Source organism: Pseudomonas fluorescens (assembly GCF_003732425.1).
In the GTDB taxonomy this organism is placed as follows: domain Bacteria; phylum Pseudomonadota; class Gammaproteobacteria; order Pseudomonadales; family Pseudomonadaceae; genus Aquipseudomonas; species Aquipseudomonas fluorescens_BE.
Map to the genome: position 1 here is coordinate 462483 of NZ_MOBX01000014.1, position 22033 is coordinate 484515.

At 60.3% G+C, this 22033-nt stretch carries 17 protein-coding genes; 4 read left to right on the plus strand and 13 right to left on the minus strand.

Features of this window, described 5'->3' with window-relative positions; translation table 11 throughout:
* Window positions 1–762: 762 nt before the first annotated feature.
* On the plus strand, window positions 763–2154 hold the full coding sequence (locus BK670_RS19175) for a Fic family protein (protein WP_123452029.1): 1392 nt from the start codon (window positions 763–765) through the stop codon (window positions 2152–2154).
* On the opposite strand, the gene BK670_RS19180 is transcribed toward BK670_RS19175, so the two are convergent.
* The 3 genes from BK670_RS19180 to plsB form a co-directional block, all read right to left on the minus strand.
* Entirely contained in the window at window positions 2151–2840 is a 690-nt protein-coding gene (locus BK670_RS19180) for a DUF4197 domain-containing protein (protein ID WP_016985113.1), read from the minus strand. The two genes, BK670_RS19175 and BK670_RS19180, sit on opposite strands and share 4 nt — an antisense overlap.
* 27 nt (window positions 2841–2867) lie before the next feature.
* Window positions 2868–3266: a YbaY family lipoprotein gene (locus BK670_RS19185; RefSeq protein WP_123452031.1), complete on the minus strand. Its 399-nt coding sequence runs from the start codon at window positions 3264–3266 to the stop codon at window positions 2868–2870.
* A gap of 115 nt (window positions 3267–3381) precedes the next feature.
* Window positions 3382–5883, minus strand: coding sequence for a glycerol-3-phosphate 1-O-acyltransferase PlsB (plsB, locus tag BK670_RS19190; RefSeq protein ID WP_123452033.1), 2502 nt, complete (start codon window positions 5881–5883; stop codon window positions 3382–3384).
* 238 nt (window positions 5884–6121) lie between these two features.
* Here plsB and BK670_RS19195 point away from each other — a divergent pair, with 238 nt between their 5' ends.
* Window positions 6122–6331 carry a cold-shock protein gene (locus BK670_RS19195; RefSeq protein ID WP_007908870.1) on the plus strand — a complete coding sequence of 70 codons (210 nt, stop codon included), beginning with the start codon at window positions 6122–6124 and terminating at the stop codon, window positions 6329–6331.
* A 91-nt stretch (window positions 6332–6422) separates the two neighbouring features.
* Here the strand turns inward: BK670_RS19195 and BK670_RS19200 are convergent, their stop codons facing one another.
* The 4 genes from BK670_RS19200 to BK670_RS19220 form a co-directional block, all read right to left on the minus strand.
* Window positions 6423–6800 (minus strand): hypothetical protein, encoded by a 378-nt coding sequence (locus BK670_RS19200; RefSeq protein WP_064364265.1) that lies wholly within the window; start codon window positions 6798–6800, stop codon window positions 6423–6425.
* Between the two features lie 75 nt (window positions 6801–6875).
* Window positions 6876–7685 carry a putative RNA methyltransferase gene (locus BK670_RS19205; protein ID WP_123452035.1) on the minus strand — a complete coding sequence of 270 codons (810 nt, stop codon included), beginning with the start codon at window positions 7683–7685 and terminating at the stop codon, window positions 6876–6878.
* Window positions 7685–8836 (minus strand): succinyl-diaminopimelate desuccinylase, encoded by a 1152-nt coding sequence (dapE, locus tag BK670_RS19210; RefSeq protein ID WP_123452037.1) that lies wholly within the window; start codon window positions 8834–8836, stop codon window positions 7685–7687. The genes BK670_RS19205 and dapE overlap by 1 nt, the downstream gene beginning before the upstream one ends.
* A gap of 204 nt (window positions 8837–9040) precedes the next feature.
* Window positions 9041–11629, minus strand: a complete 2589-nt coding sequence (locus tag BK670_RS19220) for a glycosyltransferase (RefSeq protein WP_123452039.1) — start codon at window positions 11627–11629, stop codon at window positions 9041–9043.
* 214 nt (window positions 11630–11843) lie between these two features.
* On the opposite strand from BK670_RS19220, the gene tcdA reads away from it, so the two are divergent.
* Window positions 11844–12662, plus strand: a complete 819-nt coding sequence (gene tcdA / locus BK670_RS19225; protein WP_095050392.1) for a tRNA cyclic N6-threonylcarbamoyladenosine(37) synthase TcdA — start codon at window positions 11844–11846, stop codon at window positions 12660–12662.
* Window positions 12663–12764: 102 nt separating this feature from the next.
* On the opposite strand, the gene BK670_RS19230 is transcribed toward tcdA, so the two are convergent.
* From BK670_RS19230 to BK670_RS19245, 4 genes are all read right to left on the minus strand, one after another.
* Entirely contained in the window at window positions 12765–13169 is a 405-nt protein-coding gene (locus tag BK670_RS19230; protein WP_123452041.1) for a SufE family protein, read from the minus strand.
* Window positions 13166–14371 carry an aminotransferase class V-fold PLP-dependent enzyme gene (locus BK670_RS19235; RefSeq protein ID WP_123452043.1) on the minus strand — a complete coding sequence of 402 codons (1206 nt, stop codon included), beginning with the start codon at window positions 14369–14371 and terminating at the stop codon, window positions 13166–13168. Before BK670_RS19235 ends, BK670_RS19230 begins: the two co-directional genes overlap by 4 nt.
* Window positions 14372–14502: 131 nt before the next feature.
* Window positions 14503–15537: a 2,3,4,5-tetrahydropyridine-2,6-dicarboxylate N-succinyltransferase gene (gene dapD / locus BK670_RS19240; protein ID WP_123452045.1), complete on the minus strand. Its 1035-nt coding sequence runs from the start codon at window positions 15535–15537 to the stop codon at window positions 14503–14505.
* A 32-nt stretch (window positions 15538–15569) separates the two neighbouring features.
* Window positions 15570–15932, minus strand: coding sequence for an ArsC family reductase (locus BK670_RS19245; RefSeq protein WP_003222107.1), 363 nt, complete (start codon window positions 15930–15932; stop codon window positions 15570–15572).
* Window positions 15933–16218: 286 nt separating this feature from the next.
* On the opposite strand from BK670_RS19245, the gene BK670_RS19250 reads away from it, so the two are divergent.
* On the plus strand, window positions 16219–17850 hold the full coding sequence (locus BK670_RS19250) for a Na+/H+ antiporter (RefSeq protein WP_123452047.1): 1632 nt from the start codon (window positions 16219–16221) through the stop codon (window positions 17848–17850).
* 45 nt (window positions 17851–17895) lie between these two features.
* Here the strand turns inward: BK670_RS19250 and dapC are convergent, their stop codons facing one another.
* Window positions 17896–19095 carry a succinyldiaminopimelate transaminase gene (dapC, locus tag BK670_RS19255; RefSeq protein WP_123452049.1) on the minus strand — a complete coding sequence of 400 codons (1200 nt, stop codon included), beginning with the start codon at window positions 19093–19095 and terminating at the stop codon, window positions 17896–17898.
* Between the two features lie 210 nt (window positions 19096–19305).
* Window positions 19306–22008 (minus strand): [protein-PII] uridylyltransferase, encoded by a 2703-nt coding sequence (locus BK670_RS19260; protein WP_123452051.1) that lies wholly within the window; start codon window positions 22006–22008, stop codon window positions 19306–19308.
* Window positions 22009–22033 lie beyond the last annotated feature (25 nt).

The following is a 22033-nucleotide window of genomic DNA, read 5'->3' on the forward strand; positions in this document are numbered from 1 at the left end:
CTTGCTCTTCTGTGGGAGCGAGCCTGCTCGCGAAGGCGGCCTGACAGCCGACCTGTTTTTTGCAGATGTACGCAATCCAACTGTAGGAGTGAGCCTGCTCGCGATAGCGGCCTGACAGCCGACCTGTTTTTTGCAGATGTACGCTATCCAACTGTAGGAGCGAGCCTGCTCGCGAAGGCGGCCTGACAGCCGACCTGTTTTTTGCAGATGTACGCAATCCAACTGTAGGAGTGAGCCTGCTCGCGAAGGCGGCCTGATAGCCGACCTGTTTTTTGCAGGTGTACTCCATTCAACTGTGGGAGCGAGCCTGCTCGCGAAGGCGGCCTGACAGCCGACCTGTTTTTTGCAGATGTACTCCATTCAACTGTGGGAGCGAGCCTGCTCGCGAAGGCGGCCTGACAGCCGACCTGTTTTTTGCAGATGTACTCCATCCAACTGTGGGAGCGAGCCTGCTCGCGAAGGCGGCCTGACAGCCGATCTGTTTTTTGCAGATGTACGCTATCCAACTGTAGGAGCGAGCCTGCTCGCGATGGCGTTCTGAGATCCAACTATCCTCTGCCTGAATGCACCCAGTTCAAATTGTGGGAGCTGGCTTGCCAGCGATGACGGCCCGTCAGTCGCTACCTGTCTGTCTGAATATCCAATGCTCGCTCTGCTCCCGCGACTTCCTACAGCTTTTTCAGAAACCTCCGATATTGAGCCAGGGTGCCGCGAATGCTGTACTCAAGCCTCTGCTTTTCCAGAGTCCTTGAGTCCGCCTTGATGAAAAAGCCTCCACCCTTGAAGGGCCGATCCGACCCGGTGTTCGACTTGTTGGTGCGCCCGCCCCACAAGCAGCGTCTGGCGGATTATCTTGCGCTGCTCAAGCCGCTCGACGATCAAGGTCGTTATCTGCCGTTTGAAGCGTTGCGTTATCGCTGGGCGCCAGGGCTGGATGCCAAACTGTGTTGGGCGTTGGTCAAGAAGGCTCGGGCTGCTCAGCACGTCAATCTGCTGTCGCTGGGCGAGCCGGTGCAGTGGGGCAAGTATCTGTTGACGCCGTTGGCACAGAAAACCATCTCCATTGTCGATCGGCAGGCCACTACGGCCGCGCTGGAATTCATGACCAGCAAGATCGGCGAGCGAGCGCATTTCAGTTATCTGCTGAATGATTTGATCGAAGACGAGGCCATCGCCAGTAGCCAGCTGGAGGGTGCGGCGACCACCACGCGTGTGGCCAAGGACATGCTCAAGCAGCAGCGCCAGCCCCGTACTCCGGATGAACGCATGGTGATGGGGAATTACCGGATGATGAATTTTGCCTGGGAGAGACGTTACGAACCCATGAGCGTGGATTTGATCGCAGCGATTCATCGGGTGGGTGTCGAGGGTATCGATGACGAGCAGTATTCCCCCGGGGTGTTCAGGGTCAATGACGAAGTGGTCGTTCAGGACGGGGCGGGCAACACCGTGCACCGGCCACCACCTGCAGCAGGACTGGTGTCGCGGCTGGAGCGGCTGTCGCATTGGATCAACCTGCCCGATGGCTCACCGCAAGCGACGAGCTATCTGCATCCGCTGATCAAGGCGATCACGCTGCACTTTGCCTTGGGCTACGAACATCCCTTTCGCGACGGTAACGGGCGGGTCGCCAGGGCGTTGTTTTACTGGTTCATGTTCAAGAACGAGTTTGCGGCGTTTCGCTACATTGCGATCAGTTTATTACTGCGTAATGCGCCAGTGAAGTACGGACGCTCATACCTGCACACCGAGGCGGATGAGCTGGATCTGACTTATTTCATCGAGTTCCAGTGTTCGGTCATTCAGCGAGCCGTACTCGGGTTTACGGATGTTTACCGCGAGAGCGTGGCCTACACCGAAGCGTTCGAGCGTTGGCTAACGAATTCTGGCTACTTCGATCAGATGACGGAAAAACAGCACGCGGTGTATCAGGCGGCAAAACGCGGGGAGGCGAAGGAGTTCACCGCGAGTAATGTGATGGATAATTTTGGTTGCTCGTACAGCGAGGCGACTTCGGTTCTGGAGGGGCTGGACCAATTGCAGCTTTTTGAGAGAAGGAGGATGGGGCGGGAGTGGGTGTTTTTTTTACGTAGTCCTTTACGCGGAGGGAAGCACGGGAGCGAATTGATTCGCCCCCGTGTTCTCACTGCTTAGAGCGTGCCGAACACCTTCTTCGCCAGGCTGGTCGCCGCGGCGGCCGGGTTCTGGCGAATGGTTTCTTCCTGTTTGCCGATCATTTCGAACAAGCCATTGAGCGCCTGTTCGGTGACGTAGTTTTCAACGTTGGCGCTCTTCGCATCGACAACGCCAAACGCTGCAGCTTGGCCGGCGAACGAGTTGTACTTCTGCGCTACGCCAACCTTGTCGGTCGCCTGTTTGACGATCGGCAGGAACTTGGCGCGGATCTGTTCGCGGCTGGATTTGTCGAGGTATTGCGTGGCCGAGTCCTTGCCGCCGCTGAGGATGCCTTTGGCGTCTTCCACGCTCATTTTCTTCACGGCGTCGACGAGGATTGGCTGCGCTTGGGTCACTGCGCTTTCCGCCGCTTTGTTCATCGCGGTTTCCAGTTCTTCAACCTGGGCGCCCATGCCGAAGGCTTTCATCTTGCTCGCGGCTTTGCCGAGTTTGCCCGGCAGTTCGATCTTCACGTCCGGGTTGTTGCTGAAGCCGCCGGGTGTACCCAGTTGCTTGACGGCGATTTGCGCGCCTTGGGTCAGGGCATCCTTGAGGCCGCCGGTGGCGTCTTTTTGCGACAGGTCGCTGAGCGACAGGGCCAGCGCGCTGGCGGAGATCATCAGGCCGGCGCACAGGCCGGCGAAGCGAAGGGTAGGGCGGAGCATGGCGGCTTCCTTGTTGCAGAAAATGAATTAACGAACGGCGTCGACGCGGATTTTCAGCGGCTGCGGGTCGTTGCCGTCGAGTTGCACGGCGTGGTTTTCGGGGGGGATGAACATCAACTCACCGTTGACTTCAATGCGCGCGCTGACCGAATAACGATGGCCGGGTTTGACCTGCGCCGGATCGTAGCTCAAGTGGAAGGGCAGTGGCACCTGGCCTTTGACCGGGCCTTTTTGCTCGTCCAATACGACGGCTGGGGCATCGGCCAGTGAGACGTCTTGCAAGCTGACGCTGAGGGTCGCGCTCGGTGGCAGGGCGATGCGCTGCAGGTAGAACACTTCACCGTCGAGGCCGACCTTGCCGGCGGGGGTGGTCGATTGGCAGGCGCTGAGCAGTGTGGCAGCGGCAAGCAGAGTCAGTTTTTTCATGGTGTTCTCCATTCAATGTAGGAGTGAGACTGCTCGCGATAGCGGTTTAGCATTCAACATTTCAGTTGTTTGACACTCCGTCTTCGCGAGCACCGTCGCTCCCACAGGGTTTGCATCAGGTCTCGGCTTGAGTGATGACCTGATCGGCAGCATCTTCGCTGCGATGCAGTGCGACTTGGCGGATCGACAAGCGAATCTCCGCCGGCAACACGCGTTTTGCTGCACCTTCGGCAAGCTCGCCAAGCAGCTCGTGATAACTCAGTTTGCCGGCCTCGTCGCGGCGCAGTACGTCGAGGTCGAGCATCGTCTGGATGAAATGGCGGAACAGGCTCTTGTCGAAGAACTCCGGGGCATTTAAGCCATGGAGGATCGACAGGCGCTGGGCCATGACCGTGCAGAGGTCTTCCAGTTCTTCGGCGCTGATGCTGTTCTGGCCGCTGTTAAGCAGCAAGGATACGGTCATGTAGAAGCGCTGCAAGGTCTGGGCGATGCTCTTCGACAGCAGCGTCAGCAGGACGAAATGCCGCGAGCTTGGTGCCGGGCGCAGGTAAACGTCTTTCTCGAAGCGCAGCAGGCCTTGCTCGACGAACGCTTCCAGCCATTGATCGACCACGCCGTCCAATTCCTCCAGCGTCCAGCGAATGAACAGCTCCGATTGCAGGTACGGATACAGCGCACGGGTGTAGCGCAGGATCTGTTCGCGGCTCATGCGCGAGGTGCTCTGGAAGAAGCTCGCCAGCAGCGCCGGCAACGCGAAGATGTGCAGCACGTTGTTGCGGTAGTAAGTCATCAGGACGGCGTTCTGCTCGTCCAGATAGAGAATCTTGCCCAACGCGTCGTTCTGTTCGGCGAGCAGGTCCATGTCTTTCACGTGCTCGATCAGCGCACGGCCGTCGCCTTCCGGCAGCGTGGTGTGCGGCGAGTACGGGACTTTGCGCAGCAGCGCCAGATACAGATCCAGCACCCGCGCCATGGCGCGATCATCCAGCGCCAGACGCGTGGTCGACAGCAGCGCCAGCGCCACCAGGTTGACCGGGTTGATCGCCGCCGCTTCGTTCAAATGCTGCGCGACTTTTTCGCCGAGGCGATTGGTGGTTTCGTTAAGCCACGTCGGTTTGTACTGCGGGCCGAGTTCCTGCTGGCGCCAGTCCGGTTGTTCGGCGTCGAGGAATTCCGCCAGTTTGATCGGCTCGCCGAAGTTGACAGCGACCTGACCGAAGCGCTGCTTGAGCGCGCCGATGACTTTGAAAATGTCGAAGATCGATTCTTTCTTCTTGCTCGCGCCACGTAATTCGCCGAGGTAGGTGCGTCCTTCCAGCACACGCTCATAACCGATGTACACCGGCACAAACACGATCGGCATCCGCGATGAACGCAGGAAGCTGCGCATCGTGATCGCGAGCATGCCGGTTTTCGGTTGCAGCATGCGCCCGGTGCGCGAGCGGCCACCTTCGACGAAGTACTCGACCGGGAAGCCTTTGGTGAACAGCGTGTGCAGGTATTCGTTGAACACCGACGTGTACAGCGGATTGCCCTTGAACGTGCGGCGCATGAAGAACGCGCCGCCACGGCGCAGCAGGCTGCCGATCACCGGCATGTTCAGGTTGATCCCGGCGGCGATGTGCGGCGGGGTCAGGCCGTTGCGGAACAGCAGGTACGAGAGCAGCAGGTAGTCGATGTGGCTGCGGTGGCACGGCACGTAGATCACTTCGTGACCCTGGGCGACCTTCTGCACGCCTTCGATGTGATTGACCTTGATGCCGTCGTAGATCTTGTTCCAGAACCAGCTCAACACCACTTCAAGGAAGCGGATCGCGGTGTAGGTGTAGTCCGAGGCGATCTCGTTGCCGTAGCGCAGAGCCTGGGCCTTGGCTTTTTCCAGAGAGATGTTCTCGCGCTCGGCCTCTTCAGCGATCGCCTGCTTGACCAGTGGCTGGTTGAGCAGGCCTTTGACCAGGTTACGGCGGTGGGAAATGTCCGGGCCGATGACGGCGGCTTTCAGGTTGCGGAAGTGCACCCGCAGGATGCGCTGGGCCATGCGCACGGTGCGTTCGTGGCCCTTGTTGTGCTCGATCAGCTCGCGCAGGTGGATCGGCGCGGAGAATTGCACGCGGGTCTTGCGCCCGAGGACGATGATGCTCAGCAGCCGGCGCAAGCGCCCGGTGACTGCCCAGCTGTCTGCGAACAGCAGTTTCCACGGGCTGTTTTCGCTGTCCGGCGACTGGCCCCAGAACACGCTGACCGGAATGATCTGCGCGTCTTCGGCGGCGTTCTGCGTCAGGGCGCTGACAAGGCGGGTCAGGGTCGGCGGCGCACCGCGTTTGTCCTGGCGGCCGAGCCAGTCCGGATCCGGCGTCAGGTAGAAAAACGCCGCCGGTTCGATCAGCGAACCCACCGACACCGGCAGCACCGGACGCGGCAGACCGGCCTTGGTGCACTCGGTGTCGACCACGGCCAGATCGGTCAGCGAAGGGTTTTGCAGGACGTAGAACACCGGACGACTGCGGTCGAGGTTGAGGGTGAACGACGACTGGTTGATCGTCTCCGAGCGAACCCAGAGGTACAACAGTCGGCGCAAGGTGCCAAACACTAGACGGCGGAACGGGGAACGGGTCATACGGCTTCTGCGTGAGTGAGTAAAACCGAGCAGGTGCTCGGGTGGGCGATAGTGTGCCGTATTAGCTGAAAATCGGCAAAAAAGCAGCGAAGTAATCTCCTGTTGAGACTTTTCGCACCTGTCATATACTCGGCGGTCTGTCGCCGAGGCCCTTTTATGGACGTCGGACGCAGGCTGACGTTCCTCTAAGGCTTTCCTGCGAAAAGCCTGTTCAATAATAAAAAAGGAGTATGAACAGATGGCAACACGTGAAACCGGCAACGTGAAGTGGTTCAACGACGCCAAGGGCTACGGCTTTATCCAGCGCGAAGACGGGGTGGACGTGTTCGTGCACTACCGCGCGATTCGCGGCGAAGGGCATCGGTCGCTGACTGAAGGCCAGCAGGTAGAATACGCAGTGATTACTGGCGAGAAGGGTTTGCAGGCTGAGGATGTTGTAGGCCTGTAACCTTGAAGATCAAAAGATCGCAGCCTTCGGCAGCTCCTACGGGTGTACACATGACCCTGTAGGAGCTGCCGAAGGCTACGATCTTTTGCTTTTAGGCGGTTTTCCAGGTGATTTCTTCTTCACCGTCCGCGCTGATGCGAATCCAGCGATCCGCCGTTTCCTCACCTTCTTCCTCGACCCACGTCCCCGGTGCGCATCGCACTTCGACGTTCAGCGCAGCAAATGCGGCGCGGGCGCAGGCGATGTCGTCGTCCCATGGGGTCTGGTCGCTTTCCAGGTACAGGCTGTTCCATTTGCCCACGGCTTTCGGTAGCCAGGTCACCGGCACGTTGCCGGCCTTGCACTTGTAAGTCTGGCCTTTCTGTACCCAGTCACTGCACGGGCCCAGCGCGGCGCCCAGCCAGGCGGAAATGGCCTTGTGGTCGACGTCGGCGTCTTTCAGGTAAATCTCGATATCCGGTTGGCGCATGGATGTCCTCACTGCGGGTCTGAAAAATCCATTCGCGGATTTAGCCGGCCCCGGGCGTTTGCCCGAGACCAAAAGTTATTGAAGAACGAAATAATCGTAGCGCATCGACACGGTGGTCACGAACGGCTCGGCCTGTTCGATCACCGCTGCGCGCCGCTCGGCACTGGCGCGCCAGCCGTGGGGTGTCATCGCCAACAGGTTGGCGCGATCCTCGGGCTTGTTCAGCGTCAGCGTGAATTCCAGGGTTTCACTGTGCGCCAACGCCATGCCTTCCGGCACCAGGGCCAGATGCTTGTCGTCGGTGTACTCGCGCACTTCGTCGTACAGGCGTTCGCGCAGTTCCATCAGGTGGCCGCTGGTCGGGCCGACTTTCATCAGACCGCCGCCAACACTGAGCAGACGCTTGGCTTCCTCCCAGTCCAAAGGGCTGAAAACGCTGGCGAGAAACTGGCAACTGCCCGACGCCAACGGCACGCGGGCCATGCTGGCGATCAACCAGCTAATCGCCGGATTTCTTTTGCAGGCGCGTTTGACCGCTTCGCGGGAGATATCCAGTGCGTAGCCGTCAGCGTTCGGCAACGCCTCGGCGATCTGCGCGGTGTAATAACCTTCGCCACAGCCGATGTCGACCCAGCGATCTGGCGCATAACTCGCCGCCAGCTCGGCCAGACGCTTGGCCACCGGCGCGTAATGCCCGGCGTTCAAGAAGTCCCGGCGAGCCTCGACCATGGCCTGGTTGTCACCGGGATCGCGGCTGTTCTTGTGCTGCACCGGTAGCAGGTTCAGGTAACCCTGACGCGCACGGTCGAAGCGATGGCCTGCCGGGCAGACCACGCCATTGTCCACCGCATTCAGCGGTTCACTGCAGATGGGGCAAGCAAGCATCAGGCGAGCAACTTGATCAAGGTCTGGTAGTAGATCTCGGTCAGTACGTCGAGATCCGCCGCCAGTACGCGTTCGTTGACCTGGTGAATGGTCGCGTTGACCGGCCCCAGTTCAACCACTTGCGTGCCCATGGTCGCGATGAAACGGCCATCGGAGGTACCGCCGCTGGTGGAGGCCTTGGTCTCGCGACCGGTGATGTCCTTGATGCTCGCCGACACCGCGTCGAGCAGCGCGCCCGGTTCGGTGAGGAACGGCAGACCGGACAGCGCCCAGTCGATGTGCCAGTCCAGGTCGTGCTTGTCGAGAATATCGGCCACACGTTTCTGCAGGCCTTCGACGGTCGATTCGGTGGAGAACCGGAAGTTGAACACCGCCACCAGATCACCCGGAATTACGTTGGTCGCGCCGGTGCCGGAGTTGACGTTGGAGATTTGGAAGCTGGTCGGCGGGAAGAAGTCGTTGCCGTGATCCCAATGCTCGGCGGCCAATTCAGCCAGCGCCGGAGCGGCGAGGTGGATCGGATTCTTGGCCAGATGCGGGTAAGCGACGTGGCCCTGAATGCCTTTGACCGTGAGCTTGGCGCCCAGCGAGCCGCGACGGCCGTTCTTCACGACGTCGCCAACCAGAGTGGTGCTCGACGGTTCGCCAACGATGCACCAGTCCAGACGCTCGTTGCGTGCTGCCAGACGCTCGACCACAGCCTTGGTGCCGTGGTGCGCCGGGCCTTCTTCGTCGCTGGTGATCAGGAACGCGACTTTGCCTTTGTGGTTCGGGTAGTCGGCGACGAAACGCTCAGCGGCAACGGTCATCGACGCCAGGCTGCCTTTCATGTCCGCTGCGCCACGACCGCAGAGCATGCCGTGTTCATCGATCACGGCGTTGAACGGGTCGATCTGCCACGCCGTCACCGGGCCGGTCGGCACCACGTCGGTGTGGCCGGCGAAGCACAGCACCGGGCCGTCGTTGTTGCCGTGGGTCGCCCAGAAGTTATCCACATCTTCGATGCGCATCGGCTCGAGGTTGAAACCGGCATCGCCCAGGCGCTGCATCATCTGCTTCTGGCAATCGGCGTCGACCGGCGTCACGGACGGACGGCGGATCAGGTCGATGGCGAGTTGGAGGGTCGGCGAAAGGTCGGCGTGGGCCGTCATGTAAATAACTCCGGGTGCGCACGGTAAACCTGTAGGAGCTGCCGAAGGCTGCGATCTTTTGATTTTGTTTTTTAAAATCAACAGCAAGATCAAAAGATCGCAGCCTTCGGCAGCTCCTACCGAGTTTGTTGGCATTGAAAAAGGCGGTCATTCTAAAGCAAAACGGCGGCCCGAAGGCCGCCGTTTGACGTTATCCGTTACCGATTATGCGGCTGCCGGTTCCGCTGCAGCCGCCGGTTTCGGCAACGACGACAGGAACGCCATGATCAGCGCCGCCAGATACGGCAGTGACTGCACCAGCAACATCACCACCCAGAAACGCATGTCGTTGCTCGGCATGCCGTTGACCAGGAAGATCCCCAGCGCCGCGCCCCACAACAGCAGCATGATGAACAGCTCTTCCCGCGCCTCGGAAATCGCCACCCAGAAGCCATGGTTGTCGGCGTTTTTCGGCGTGCGGAAGAACGGAATGCTGCTGGTGAAGAAGCCGTACAGGACCGCTTTGGCGATGGTGTGCGACAACGCCAGCCCGGCCAGTGCCGCGCAGAAGGCATCTTTCAGGTTCACACCGACGGCGCGGCGGTAGAGGAAGATGATCTTGCCGACCTTGAACACGAACAGCGCCAGTGGCGGGATTGCGAAGATCAGCAGCGGCGGATCGACCCGTTGCGGCACGATGATCATCGCCGCCGACCACAACAGCGCGCCGACGGTGAAGAAGATGTTCATGCCGTCCGCGACCCACGGCAACCAGCCCGCGAGGAAGTGGTAACGCTGGCCACGAGTCAGTTCAGTGTCCTTGCCGCGCAGCAGGCTGCCGGTGTGACGCTTGATGATCTGGATCGCGCCGTAAGCCCAGCGGAAACGCTGCTTTTTGAAGTCGATGAACGTATCCGGCATCAGACCCTTGCCGTAGCTGTCGTGGTAATACGCCGCCGACAGGCCTTTTTCGAACACGCGCAGACCGAGTTCGGCGTCCTCGCAGATGCACCAGTCAGCCCAGCCCAACTCTTCCAGCACCGAACGCCGGGTCATGGTCATGGTGCCGTGCTGAATGATCGCGTCACGGTCGTTACGAGTAACCATGCCGATGTGGAAGAAGCCTTTGTATTCGGCGTAGCAAAGCTTCTTGAAGGTGCTTTCGTTCTGGTCGCGGTAATCCTGCGGCGACTGCACCACGGCGATTTTCGGATCGGCGAAGTGCGGCACCATGTGCTTGAGCCAGTTCGGGTGTACGCAATAATCGGAGTCGATCACCGCGATCACTTCGGCATCCTTGGCGGTGTGTGGAATCAGGTAGTTCAGCGCGCCGCCCTTGAAACCAGCCAGGGGCGAGACGTGGAAGAACTTGAAGCGCGGGCCGAGCGTGGCGCAGTAGTCGCGCACCGGTTCCCATACCGCCGGGTCCTTGGTGTTGTTGTCGATGATCAGGACTTCGTAGTCCGGATAATCGAGCGCCGCCAGTGCGTCGAGGGTCTGTTTGACCATCTCCGGCGGCTCGTTGTAGCAAGGCACGTGGATCGAGACTTTCGGGCGATAGCTGGAGTCGCCTTCGACCGGCAGGAACTCGCGCCGACGCTTGTGAATCCACACCGCTTCAGCCAGTTCATGGGCCTCCGTCAGCAAGACGATAAACACTCCGAGCGCACCGAGCGCCAAGAGGAAGCCGACCGTCAAACTGAACCACGTGCTGTACTGCAGGCTGTAGTCGTAACCGATCCATACCAGCACCGAACCACAGAGGAACGCGATAAAGGTCAGGAAGATCCGCCCACGCTGACGCAGCGCCGAGCCGTCGATCATCAGCAGGGTCAGCGACAGCAGCGCCAGCACCACTGAGCCGACCGCCAGTACGCGCCATTGCGGAATCGCTACCACCGGGCCTTCGAAATTGAATTTCTGCTGACGCGCGGCGTTGAACACGCCCCAATACGCGCCGACCGAGCCTTCGTCGCTGGCCTTCCACGGTTGGTCAAACGCTTCGATCACGAAGTAGTTGAAGCCTTGGCGGTTGAGTTTGTTGACCAACGTACGCAGATAGATCGCCTGATCCGCCGGTGACGCATCGGCGCCACCGCGCATGCGGCCGTTGCTCGGCCAGCCGACTTCGGAGAGCAGCAGCGGTTTTTTCGGGAACAGCTTTTTCAGGTCGCGAGCACGGTCGAAAACGAACTGGCCGGCCTTGTCCACCGGAATGAACTCCCAGTACGGCAGCACGTGGGCGGCGATCAGGTCAACGTGCTTGGCCAGCTCCGGATGTTCTTCCCAGACGTGCCATTGCTCGGAGGTGGTCACCGGCACTTTCACCGCCGCGCGCACGCGATCAAGCAATACGCTCAGCTCTTGGGCGGTGATTTCCTTACGAAAGATCGCTTCGTTACCGACCACCACGCGAACCACGCTGCGCGAGGTGTTGGCCAGTTCGATGGCGCGGGTGATTTCCCGTTCGTTGCGCTCCTGGTCGGGGCTGATCCAAATCCCAAGTGTCACGCGCAGGCCGAATTCTTCAGCCAGTTTCGGAATGTCTTGCAGGGAGCCGTCGACCGAGTAGATACGGATGTTATCCGTCAACTTGCTCATGATCTCGAGGTCGCGGCGCATCTCGTCGTCAGACGGATACTGGTCCTTCTGTGGGTACTGTCCCTGCTGGAACGGCGAATAAGAGAAACCGGAGATCTGTTCCGGCCAGTTGGGTGCGGAGACCGGGCGATTGATCAGCGCCCAGAAACCAGTGAACAGGGCGGCGATTGCCAGAACCACCACCAGGTTGAGACCAAATTTACGCGATGACATAGCTGTTTCGGGTTCCAAAGGCTGTGGAACGAAGGATCGGTAGGCTATACGCCAAAGGGGCGCGCATCCTACACCGACAGTTCGCCGGTCGTACATCAGACAGGGAAATGGCTCACATTGGGCAAGTCTCTTTGACTTAAGTTCTTACACTTGTCGCTTGAAGCTTAAAACTTGTGGTTGCGTGGCCCTATAATGCGCGCCGGTTTTTGGGGTAATGGTCATGAGTACAGAAGATCCGCGGTTTGCAGGCATCGCCCGTTTGTATGGCATCGAAGGCATGGAGCGTTTGCGCGCGGCCCATGTGGCGATCGTCGGCGTCGGTGGCGTCGGTTCCTGGGCGGCGGAAGCCATGGCCCGCTGTGGCGTCGGCGAGATTTCGCTGTTCGACCTCGATGACGTCTGTGTCAGCAACGCCAACCGCCAGTTGCACGCGCTGGACAGCACCGTCGGCAAGCCCAAGGTCGAAGTGATGGCCGAGCGCCTGCGCGGGATCAACCCGGATTGCACGGTGCACGCGGTGGCAGATTTCGTAACCCGCGAGACCATGGCCGAATACATCACGCCGAACATCGACTGCGTGATCGACTGCATCGACGCGGTCAACGCCAAGGCTGCGCTGATCGCTTGGTGCAAGCGCCGCAAGATCCAGATCATTACTACTGGCGGTGCGGGCGGGCAGATTGATCCGACGCTGATTCAAGTGTGCGATCTCAACCGCACCTTCAACGACCCGTTGGCCTCGAAAGTGCGCTCGACGTTGCGTCGCGACTATGGCTTCTCGCGTACCGTGACCCGCCATTACAGCGTGCCGTGCGTGTTTTCCACGGAACAGCTGCGCTACCCGAAACCCGATGGCAGCATTTGCTTGCAGAAGAGTTTTGTCGGCGATGGCGTGAAGCTCGACTGCGCCGGCGGGTTTGGCGCGGTGATGATGGTCACGGCGACGTTCGGCATGGTCGCGGCGACCAAGGCTGTGGATAAGATTGTGGCGGGAGTTCGCCGCCCGGCTGACCGAGTCAAACCTCAGGTTTGATGCTGGGGCTGATGGACCCATCGCGAGCAGGCTCACTCCTACAGGGGAACGCATTCCAATTGTAGGAGTGAGCCTGCTCGCGATGGCTGCGAAGCAGCCGCTTTAAAGCGCCAACTCATTCATCCGCTGGAGCACTGCATTGAGGCCATTACTGCGCGATGGCGATAGCTGGCGCGAAAGCCCTAGCTGATTAAACCAGTCCGGTAAATCAACCTGCTGCAGTTCAGTGGCCGACAAACCGTTAACCCGCAACAGCAACAACGCCACCAAACCACGAATCATCCGCGCATCGCTGCTGGCGCTGAATTGCCAGTGACCGTCGTGCAGTTCACCAACCAGCCAGACCTGACTCTCACAGCCATGCACCCGGTTTGCGTCGCACTTATCCGCGTCATCCAGCGCCGGCAAACGATCACCAAACTGCATCAACAACCGCGCCCGCTGTTCCCAGCCAGCGGCATTCTGGAAGGTGTGCAGCGCTTCGGCAGCGGCGAGCGGCAAACTCATCGCAACAACTCCAGCGCCTGATCCAGCGCTTCAAAGAAGCGCTCCAGATCTTCCGAATCGTTGTACAGCGCCAGCGACACCCGAATCGCTCCAGCCAGTTCTAAGCTTTTCAGTAACGGCATTGCGCAATGGTGCCCGGCACGCACCGCAATACCTTGTTCTGTCAGCAAGTGCGCCAAATCAGCGTTATGCACACCCTCGACGACAAAACTGGCCAGCGCTAGTTGCGGCTTGCCAAGCAAACGAATGCCGTTTCGCGCCGCGAGGCCGCGCAGCAAATAGTCATGCAGCGCTGCTTCGTGGACGGACACCGCGTCTTGATCCAGACCGGCCAGATAATCCAGCGTCGCGCCAAGGCCGATCACGCTGGCAATCGGCGGCGTACCCGCCTCGAAACCCAGCGGCGCCGGGCGGAAGCGCGAGTCGTGATAGTTGGCTTCCAGGACCATTTCGCCGCCGAACTGCCAAGGCTTCAATTGCTCAAGCGCAGCGTTGCGTCCGAACAGCACGCCGAGGCCATCGGGGCCATACAGCTTGTGGCTGGAAAATACATAAAAGTCGCAACCCAGCGCCTGCACGTCGTGACGACCGTGGACCACGCCTTGGGCGCCATCGACCACCGTCAGCGCGTTCTGCGCCTTGGCCATGCCCAGCAGCGCCGGCAATGGCTGCCACGAACCGAGCACGTTGGACAACTGACTGACCGCCAGCAACCGCGTGCGCGGGCCGATCAGATGCACAGCGGCAGCGAGGTCGATCAGGCCGTCGGCATCCAGCGGCAGGATCACCAGCTTCAGATTGCGCCGTTGTGCCAGTTGCTGCCACGGCAGCAAGTTGGCGTGATGCTCCAGGGCGCTGATGACAATTTCATCGCCCGGGTGGAAAAGAGGTTCCAGGCCATAAGCCAGGAGGTTCAGCGCACTGGTGGCGCCGTGGGTAAAGATGATTTGCCCGCTGTCACCGGCATTCAGCCACTGGGCCACCTTGAGCCGACTGTCCTCGAACGCCTGCGTCGCGTGAGCGCCAGGCAGGTGTTGCGCACGATGCACATTGGCCGCGCCGTTGGCGTAGTAATGCGTCAGTGCGTCGAGCAGGGCTTGGGGTTTTTGCGTGGTGGCGGCGTTGTCCAGATAAGTCTGGTCTTGCCGTTGCAGCGCGGCGATGGCCGGGAAATCGGCACGCCAGGGGGAGGGAATCATCATTTGTTCAGCCCTGTGAACTTGGGCGGGATGTACACAAGACACTGTGGGAGCGAGCCTGCTCGCGAAGGCGTTCTTGAATACGCCAAAAGCTTCGCGAGCAGGCTCGCTCCCGCAGGAGGTCGATGTGCTGCTTAGTTGTGAGCGTGCAGCGCTTCGTTCAGTTCGATCGCCGATTTGTGGGTTTTGCACTCCACAGCACCGGTTTCCGAATTGCGGCGGAACAGCAGGTCGGTCTGACCGGCCAGCTCGCGCGCTTTCACAACTTTAACCAGATTGTTGTGCTCGTCCAGCAGAGCAACCTTGGTGCCTGCGGTCACGTACAGGCCCGACTCAACGGTGTTGCGGTCGCCCAACGGGATGCCGATACCGGCGTTGGCGCCGATCAGGCAGCCTTCGCCAACCTTGATCACAATGTTGCCGCCGCCCGACAGGGTGCCCATGGTCGAGCAACCGCCGCCCAGGTCCGAACCCTTGCCGACGAACACGCCAGCGGAAACACGACCTTCGATCATGCCCGGGCCTTCGGTGCCGGCGTTGAAGTTGATGAAACCTTCGTGCATCACGGTGGTGCCTTCACCGACGTAAGCACCCAGGCGCAGACGTGCCGCGTCAGCAATACGCACGCCAGCCGGCACCACGTAGTCGGTCATTTTCGGGAACTTGTCCACCGAGAACACTTCCAGCAGCTCGCCACGCAGACGGGCTTCGAGTTGCAGTTCAGCCAGTTCACTCAGGTCGATGGCGCCCTGGCTGGTCCACGCTACGTTTGGCAGCAGCGGGAAGATGCCGGCCAGGCTCACGCCGTGCGGCTTGACCAGACGGTGCGACAGCAGGTGCAGCTTGAGGTAGGCCTCAGGTGTCGAGGTCAGTTGCGCGTCTTCGGCCAGCAGGGTGGCGACCAGCGGCTTGTGGCTTTCCGCCAGACGGGTCAGCAGCTTGCCTTGCACGGCGTCGATGCCTTTCACGGCTTCAGCCAGTTGCGCCGCTTGAGCAGTGGTGAAGGTGATGGCCTGGTTGCCTTCGGTGTAACCGAGGATCGGCGCAACGGCCGCGACCAGTTCCGCCGAAGGGTTGAGCAGTGGCTGTGCATAGAACACTTCCAGCCAGGCGCCTTCACGGTTCTGGGTGCCGACACCAAAGGCGATGCTGAACAGGGAGTTGGACATGTGAATACCTCTAGCAATAAGTGACGGGCTGCTTATTTGAGTGCGGCCGCGTAGATGTCTGGCTTGAAGCCAATCAGGGTTCGGTCACCGAGATCAAGCACCGGGCGCTTGATCATCGAGGGTTGAGCGAGCATCAGTTCGATAGCTTTCGACTGGTCGAGATCGGCTTTGCGTTCGTCGTCGAGTTTGCGAAAGGTCGTGCCTGCGCGGTTCAACACCGTTTGCCAGCCGTGTTCGTCACACCATTGCGTCAGGTGCTCACGGTCGATGCCGGCGGTTTTGTAATCGTGAAAGTCGTAGCTGACAGCGTGTTCATCGAGCCAGGTGCGCGCCTTCTTCATGGTGTCGCAGGCTTTGATGCCGAAAAGGTGCAACGTTTTACTTGAAACGGTCAAGGAATCGCCCCCTTTACAGGTGCTGGAGAAAAATGGTGTCGGATTATGCCATGACCAAACGGTTTCGGGCGCCCGGCTTCATTTCCTTGCATAAATCCCTGTAGGAGCTGTCGAGTGAAACGAGGCTGCGATCTTTTGATTTTGTTTCAAAGATCAAACGATCGCAGCGTGCCGCAGCTCCTACAGGTTTGGTTTTGGGGCGTGCGACATAGGTGCAACGGTCAGATCCATCCTAAGCGGCTAATATGGCAGTTCAACGCTGTCGATTGTCTGAGATTTCCGCTTTATGCAAACCGCTTACACCGTCCTCATCCTGCTGATGCTGGTCAGCGTCTCGCGGCTGGTCGGACGGGTCATCCCGTTGCCGCTGCCGTTGGTCCAGATTGCCGCCGGCGCCTTGCTCGCCTGGCCGACCCTCGGTCTGCACGTGGCCCTCGATCCCGAATTGTTCCTGTTTCTGTTCCTGCCGCCATTGTTGTTTTCCGATGGCTGGCGCATGCCCAAACGCGAGTTCTGGCAGCTGCGTGGGCCGATTTTGACGCTGGCCGTCGGGCTGGTGCTGTTCACCGTGGTCGGCGCCGGGTACTTCATTCATTGGTTATTGCCGTCAATTCCGTTGCCGGTGGCCTTCGCCCTGGCGGCGGTGCTGTCGCCAACGGACGCCGTTGCCGTTTCGGCCATTTCGCAAAACCGCTTGCCGACCCCGCTGATGCATATATTGCAGGGCGAGGCGCTGATGAACGATGCCTCGGGTCTGGTGACGTTCAAGTTCGCCCTGGTGGCGGCTGTTACCGGCGTGTTCTCGCTGACCAATGCCAGCCTGACTTTTGTCCTGGTGGCGCTCGGCGGGTTGGCGGTCGGTGTGGCCTTGAGCTGGCTGGTCGGGCGCTTGCGGGCGTGGATGGTTGCCCGTGGCTGGGATGATCCGGCGACTCACGTGGTGTTCATGTTACTGCTGCCGTTCGCTGCTTATGTGTTGGCCGAACGTCTCGGCGTTTCGGGCATTCTCTCGGCGGTGGCGGCGGGGATGATGCAGAGCTGGCTCGATCTGTTGCCTCGGCAGACCAGTACTCGCTTGCTCAATCGCAGCGTTTGGTCGCTGCTGGAGTTCGCTTTCAACGGGCTGATTTTCCTCCTGCTTGGCCTGCAATTGCCGGACATCATCAAAGCCGTGGTCAGCCATGAGCCGACGTTGTGGCCAACGCTGTTCTACCGCTGCCTGGATGTCGTGGCGATTTTCCTTGCGCTGGTATTGCTGCGGTTTATCTGGGTGCAGAGCATCTGGCGTTTGTCGGTGCTGTTGCGCCGTTTGCGTGGCAAGGGCGAGCTGACTCAGGTGCCGACTGCGCGCTCCTGCTGGTTGCTGACCGTCGGCGGTGTACGCGGGGCGGTGACGCTGGCCGGCGTGATGTCGGTGCCGATGTTGATGGGGGCGGACGCGTTTCCCGAGCGTGACCTGCTGATCTTCATCGCCGCCGGGGTGATTCTGCTATCGCTGATTTCGGCGTGTATCGCGCTGCCACTGTTGCTGCGGGGCATCGAAAAGAGTCCCGACGACAAGCGGCGTCAGGAAGTGCGCGACGCCTGGCGCAAAACCGCGGAAGCGGCGATTCATGCGCTTGAAACGGAGGAGATCCCCCCGCAGGACGCTGCTCAGGCTGCTTTGTCAGCCGAGCTTAAGGCGCGGATCATGTCCGAGTATCGCCATCAGCTGGATGTCTTCAACGACTCCGCCGAAGCGCAGGCCCTCGCGTTTCAGATGGATCTACTCGAGCGTCGCATGCGCCTCAAAGCGCTCAGGGCGCAGCGTCTGGAACTCTATAGCCTCAGTCGTCATCACCAGATAGGTGATGACGTGCTCAGAGAAGTGTTGGCCGATCTGGATTTGAGTGAGGCCAATCTGGGGAAGGTCAAATAACCCATCGCGATGCCCGCACAAGATTGCCTGATGCGGGCACGACGATTACTTCTGGCGAGTGATGAAGGCACGAATCCGTTCAGCGGCTTCGACACATTCGGCCAGCGGCGCAACCAGTGCCATGCGCACACGGCCGGCACCTGGATTGACGCCATCGACGTCGCGGGACAGATAAGAACCCGGTACCACGGTCACGTGCTCTTGCTCAAACAGATCGCGGCAGAACGCTGCGTCATCACCTTGCACGTTCGGCCACAGGTAGAAGCTGCCATCCGGACGCTGTACGTCCATCACCGGGCTGAGGATCTCGAGCACCGCATCGAATTTTTCGCGGTACAGCGCCCGGTTGGCGCGCACATGCACTTCGTCGTTCCACGCGGCAACGCTGGCCAGTTGGGTTTGTACCGGCATCGCGCAACCGTGGTAAGTGCGATACAGCAGGAAGCCCTTGAGGATGTCGGCGTCGCCCGCCACGAAACCGGAGCGCAGCCCCGGCAGGTTGGAACGCTTGGACAGGCTGTGGAACACCACGCAACGCTTGAAATCCTTGCGGCCCAGTTCGACGCAGGCAGTCAGCAGGCCCGGCGGCGGCGTTTGCTCATCGAAGTACAACTCGCTGTAGCACTCGTCGGCGGCGATCACGAAATCGTACTCGTCGGCCAGGGCGATCAGCTTCTTCAGGGTGTCGACCGGGATCAGCGCACCGGTCGGGTTGCCCGGCGAACAGAGGAACAGGATCTGGCAGCGCTTCCAGATGTCCGGCGAAACGGCATCGAAATCCGGGTTGAAGCCGTTCTCGTCCAGACATGGCAGGTAATGCGGCTTGGCCCCGGCGAGGAACGCCGCGCCTTCATAGATTTGGTAGAACGGGTTCGGGCTGACCACCAACGCATCGTCGCCACGGTTGACCACGGTCTGGGTGAACGCGAACAGCGCTTCACGGGTGCCATTGACCGGCAGCACGTTGCGCGCCGGATCGATCCAGCCGCTCGGCACGCCGAAACGTAGTTCGCACCAGCCGGCAATGGCCTCACGCAGCGCCGGGATACCCAGCGTCGTCGGGTACACGGCCATCTGATCCAGGCTGTTCGCCAGCGCTTCGGCGACAAAGCTTGGCGAACGGTGTTTCGGCTCGCCGATCGACAGGGCGATCGGGCGTTTGTCCGGGTTCGGCGTGACGGTGCCGAGCAGGGCGCGGAGCTTTTCGAACGGGTACGGCTGGAGCTGGTTCAGAGCGTTGTTCATGGATGCCTCGTTCAATGTGGAGAGGACTCCGTGGCGAGGGGATTCATCCCCGATCGGCTGCGCAGCAGTCGCAAAACCATGGCATGCGGTGTAGCGGGTACACCGTGATTGCAGATTTTTGGGGCCGCTTCGCGACCCATCGGGGATGAATCCCCTCACCACAAAAGCTCTGGGCAGATATATCTGCCTCCACAGGGATAGTTTGTTAATTCAGATACTGATGCGTGAAAGTTTGATATCGGGTTCCTGATTGACGCTCAGTTGTTCAACGATTGCATCCTGCAAGCGGCTGCATAGCAGCGGGTCGGAGAGCGGCTGGTTGTGGGCATCGGTGATGAAGAACACGTCTTCCACCCGTTCGCCCAAGGTCGCAATCTTGGCGTTCTGCAGCGACAGGTCGAACTCGAGGAAAATCCCGCCGATACGTGCCAGCAGGCCCGGGCGATCAGGTGCGGTCAATTCCAGCACGGTCACCGGGCGCTGAGCGTCGTTATGGATGGTCACCTGCGGCGCAAAGGCAAAATGCTTGAGCTGACGCGGAACCCGACGCTGGATGATCGTCGGGTAATCGTCCGGATTGCGCAGGGCTTCGGTCAGACCTTCGCGGATCTGTTTGACTCGCGTCGGGTTGTCACCAATCGAGTCGCCATCGGTGTCGAGCACGATGTAGGTGTCGAGCGTAAATTGGCTACTGGACGTGATAACCCGAGCGTCGTGAATGTTCAGGTTGAGCTGATCCATCGCAGCCACGGTCACGGCGAAGAAGTCGTGCTGGTCCGGCGCGTAAATGAAGATCTGCGTACCACCCTCGAACTCGCGTTGAGTGGTTTCCTTGATCAGCACCAGCGGGCCGCCATCGGCCGGCTGCTGGAGGATCGCGTCGCTGTGCCAGGCCACGTCGCCGGCGGTGTGCCGCAGGAAGTAGTCATCGCCCAACTGCGCCCAAAGCTGCTCGACGTCGTCCGGATCGGTGCCGCCGCGCACCAGAATGTCCAGTGCGGCGCTTTGCGTCTGCCGGATCTGCTCTTCGCGATCCACCGGGTTTTCCAGGCCACGGCGCAAGGCGCGCTTGGTTTCGGTGTAGAGCTGGCGCAACAGGCTGGCGCGCCACGAATTCCACAGCGTCGGGTTGGTCGCGTTGATGTCGGCCACCGTCAGCACGTACAGATAGTCGAGGCGGGTTTCATCGCCCACGGCCTGCGCGAAATCGTGAATCACCTGCGGGTCGGACAAGTCCTTGCGTTGCGCGGTGGTCGACATCACCAGATGGTTTTGCACCAGCCAGACAATCAGGCGGCTGTCCCATACCGGCAATTGATGACGCTGGCAGAACGCCTCGGCATCGACTGCGCCGATCTCCGAGTGATCGCCATGCCGGCCCTTGCCGATGTCGTGGTACAGGCCCGCCATATAGATGAGTTCGGGCTTGGGCAGTTTGGCCATGAGCTTGGCCGCCAGCGGGAATTTCTCCGAGACTTGGGTGTACTGCAATTTGCGCAGGTGTTTGATCAGGTTCAGCGTGTGCGCATCGACCGTATAGATGTGGAACAGGTCGTGCTGCATTTGCCCGACGATAAAGCCAAACTCCGGCAGATAGCGCCCGAGAATGCCGTAACGGTTCATCCGGCGCAGGTTGCGGTGGATGCCGATCTTGCACTTGAACAGCTCGATGAACAGGCTGGTATTGCGAATATCGTTGCGGAAGTTGTCATCAATCAGGTGGCGGTTCTCGCGCAGCAGGCGAATGGTGTCGGCGCGCACGCCTTTGATTTCCGGCTGCTGGGCCATCAGCACGAAGATCTCGAGCATGGCGAACGGCGTGCGGCGGAATACGTTGTCGTTCCGGGCCTCGATATAGCCGTCGTGCAACTGGAAGCGCGAGTTGATCGGCTGTGGCGGCGCCTCGTCTTCCGGGGCGAGGATGACTTCTTCGAAGTGCTGGATGATCAGGTCGCTGAGCTGGGCGATGCTCATCACCACACGGAAGTACTGTTGCATGAAGTTTTCGACGGCCTGCTTGGCGTCGTCACCTTCAAAGCCGAGCAGCCCGGCGATGTTGCGCTGATGATCGAACAGCAAGCGGTCTTCGGAGCGCCCGGCGAGCATGTGCAGCGCATAGCGCACTTTCCAGAGGAATTCCTGGGAGGAGGCGAGCAGGGCGTTTTCGCTTTCGACCAAAAAGCCTTCGCCGGCGAGGGCGCGCAAGTTCAGGGTGCCGTACTGACGCCGGGCCACCCATAGAATCGTCTGGATATCCCGCAAGCCGCCGGGCGAGCCTTTGACGTTGGGTTCCAGGTTGTATTCGGTGTCGTTGTACTTGTGGTGACGGGCCTTTTGCTCGGCGCGTTTGGCGAGGAAAAACTCCTTGGCCGGCCACATGTGTGCGGTGCTGGTGACGTCGAGCATGCGTTGGCGCAGACGCTCGGGGCCGCAGATGGTGCGGCTTTCCATCAGGTTGGTGACGACGGTGAGGTCGGCGCGCGCCTCTTCGGCGCATTCATCGACCGAGCGCACGCTCTGGCCGACTTCCAGGCCGATGTCCCACAACAGCGTCAGAAAACGCTCGATGGAATCGCGGAAAACTTCGTGATCAGCGCTGTCCAGCAGGATCAGCAGATCGATGTCGGAGTAAGGGTGCAACTCACCACGGCCGTAGCCGCCAACCGCGACCAGTGCGATGTCGGCGTCTTCGCTCCAGTTGAACTGCTCCCAGGCCTTTTGCAGGATATTGTCGACGAACCAGGCGCGGTCTTCGATGAGGCGACGGATGTCGCGGCCGCTGCGAAAGCGCGCGTCGAGTACCTCACGAGCCTGGCGGATCGCTTTCTTGAACGCGGCGATAGGACTCGCTTTCAGGGCCAGTTCAGCCTGGAACTGGCCGCGATCAAAGAGTTCGGGATCCACCTGCGGCATCGATTGGCTTTCCTTCTATAAAAGG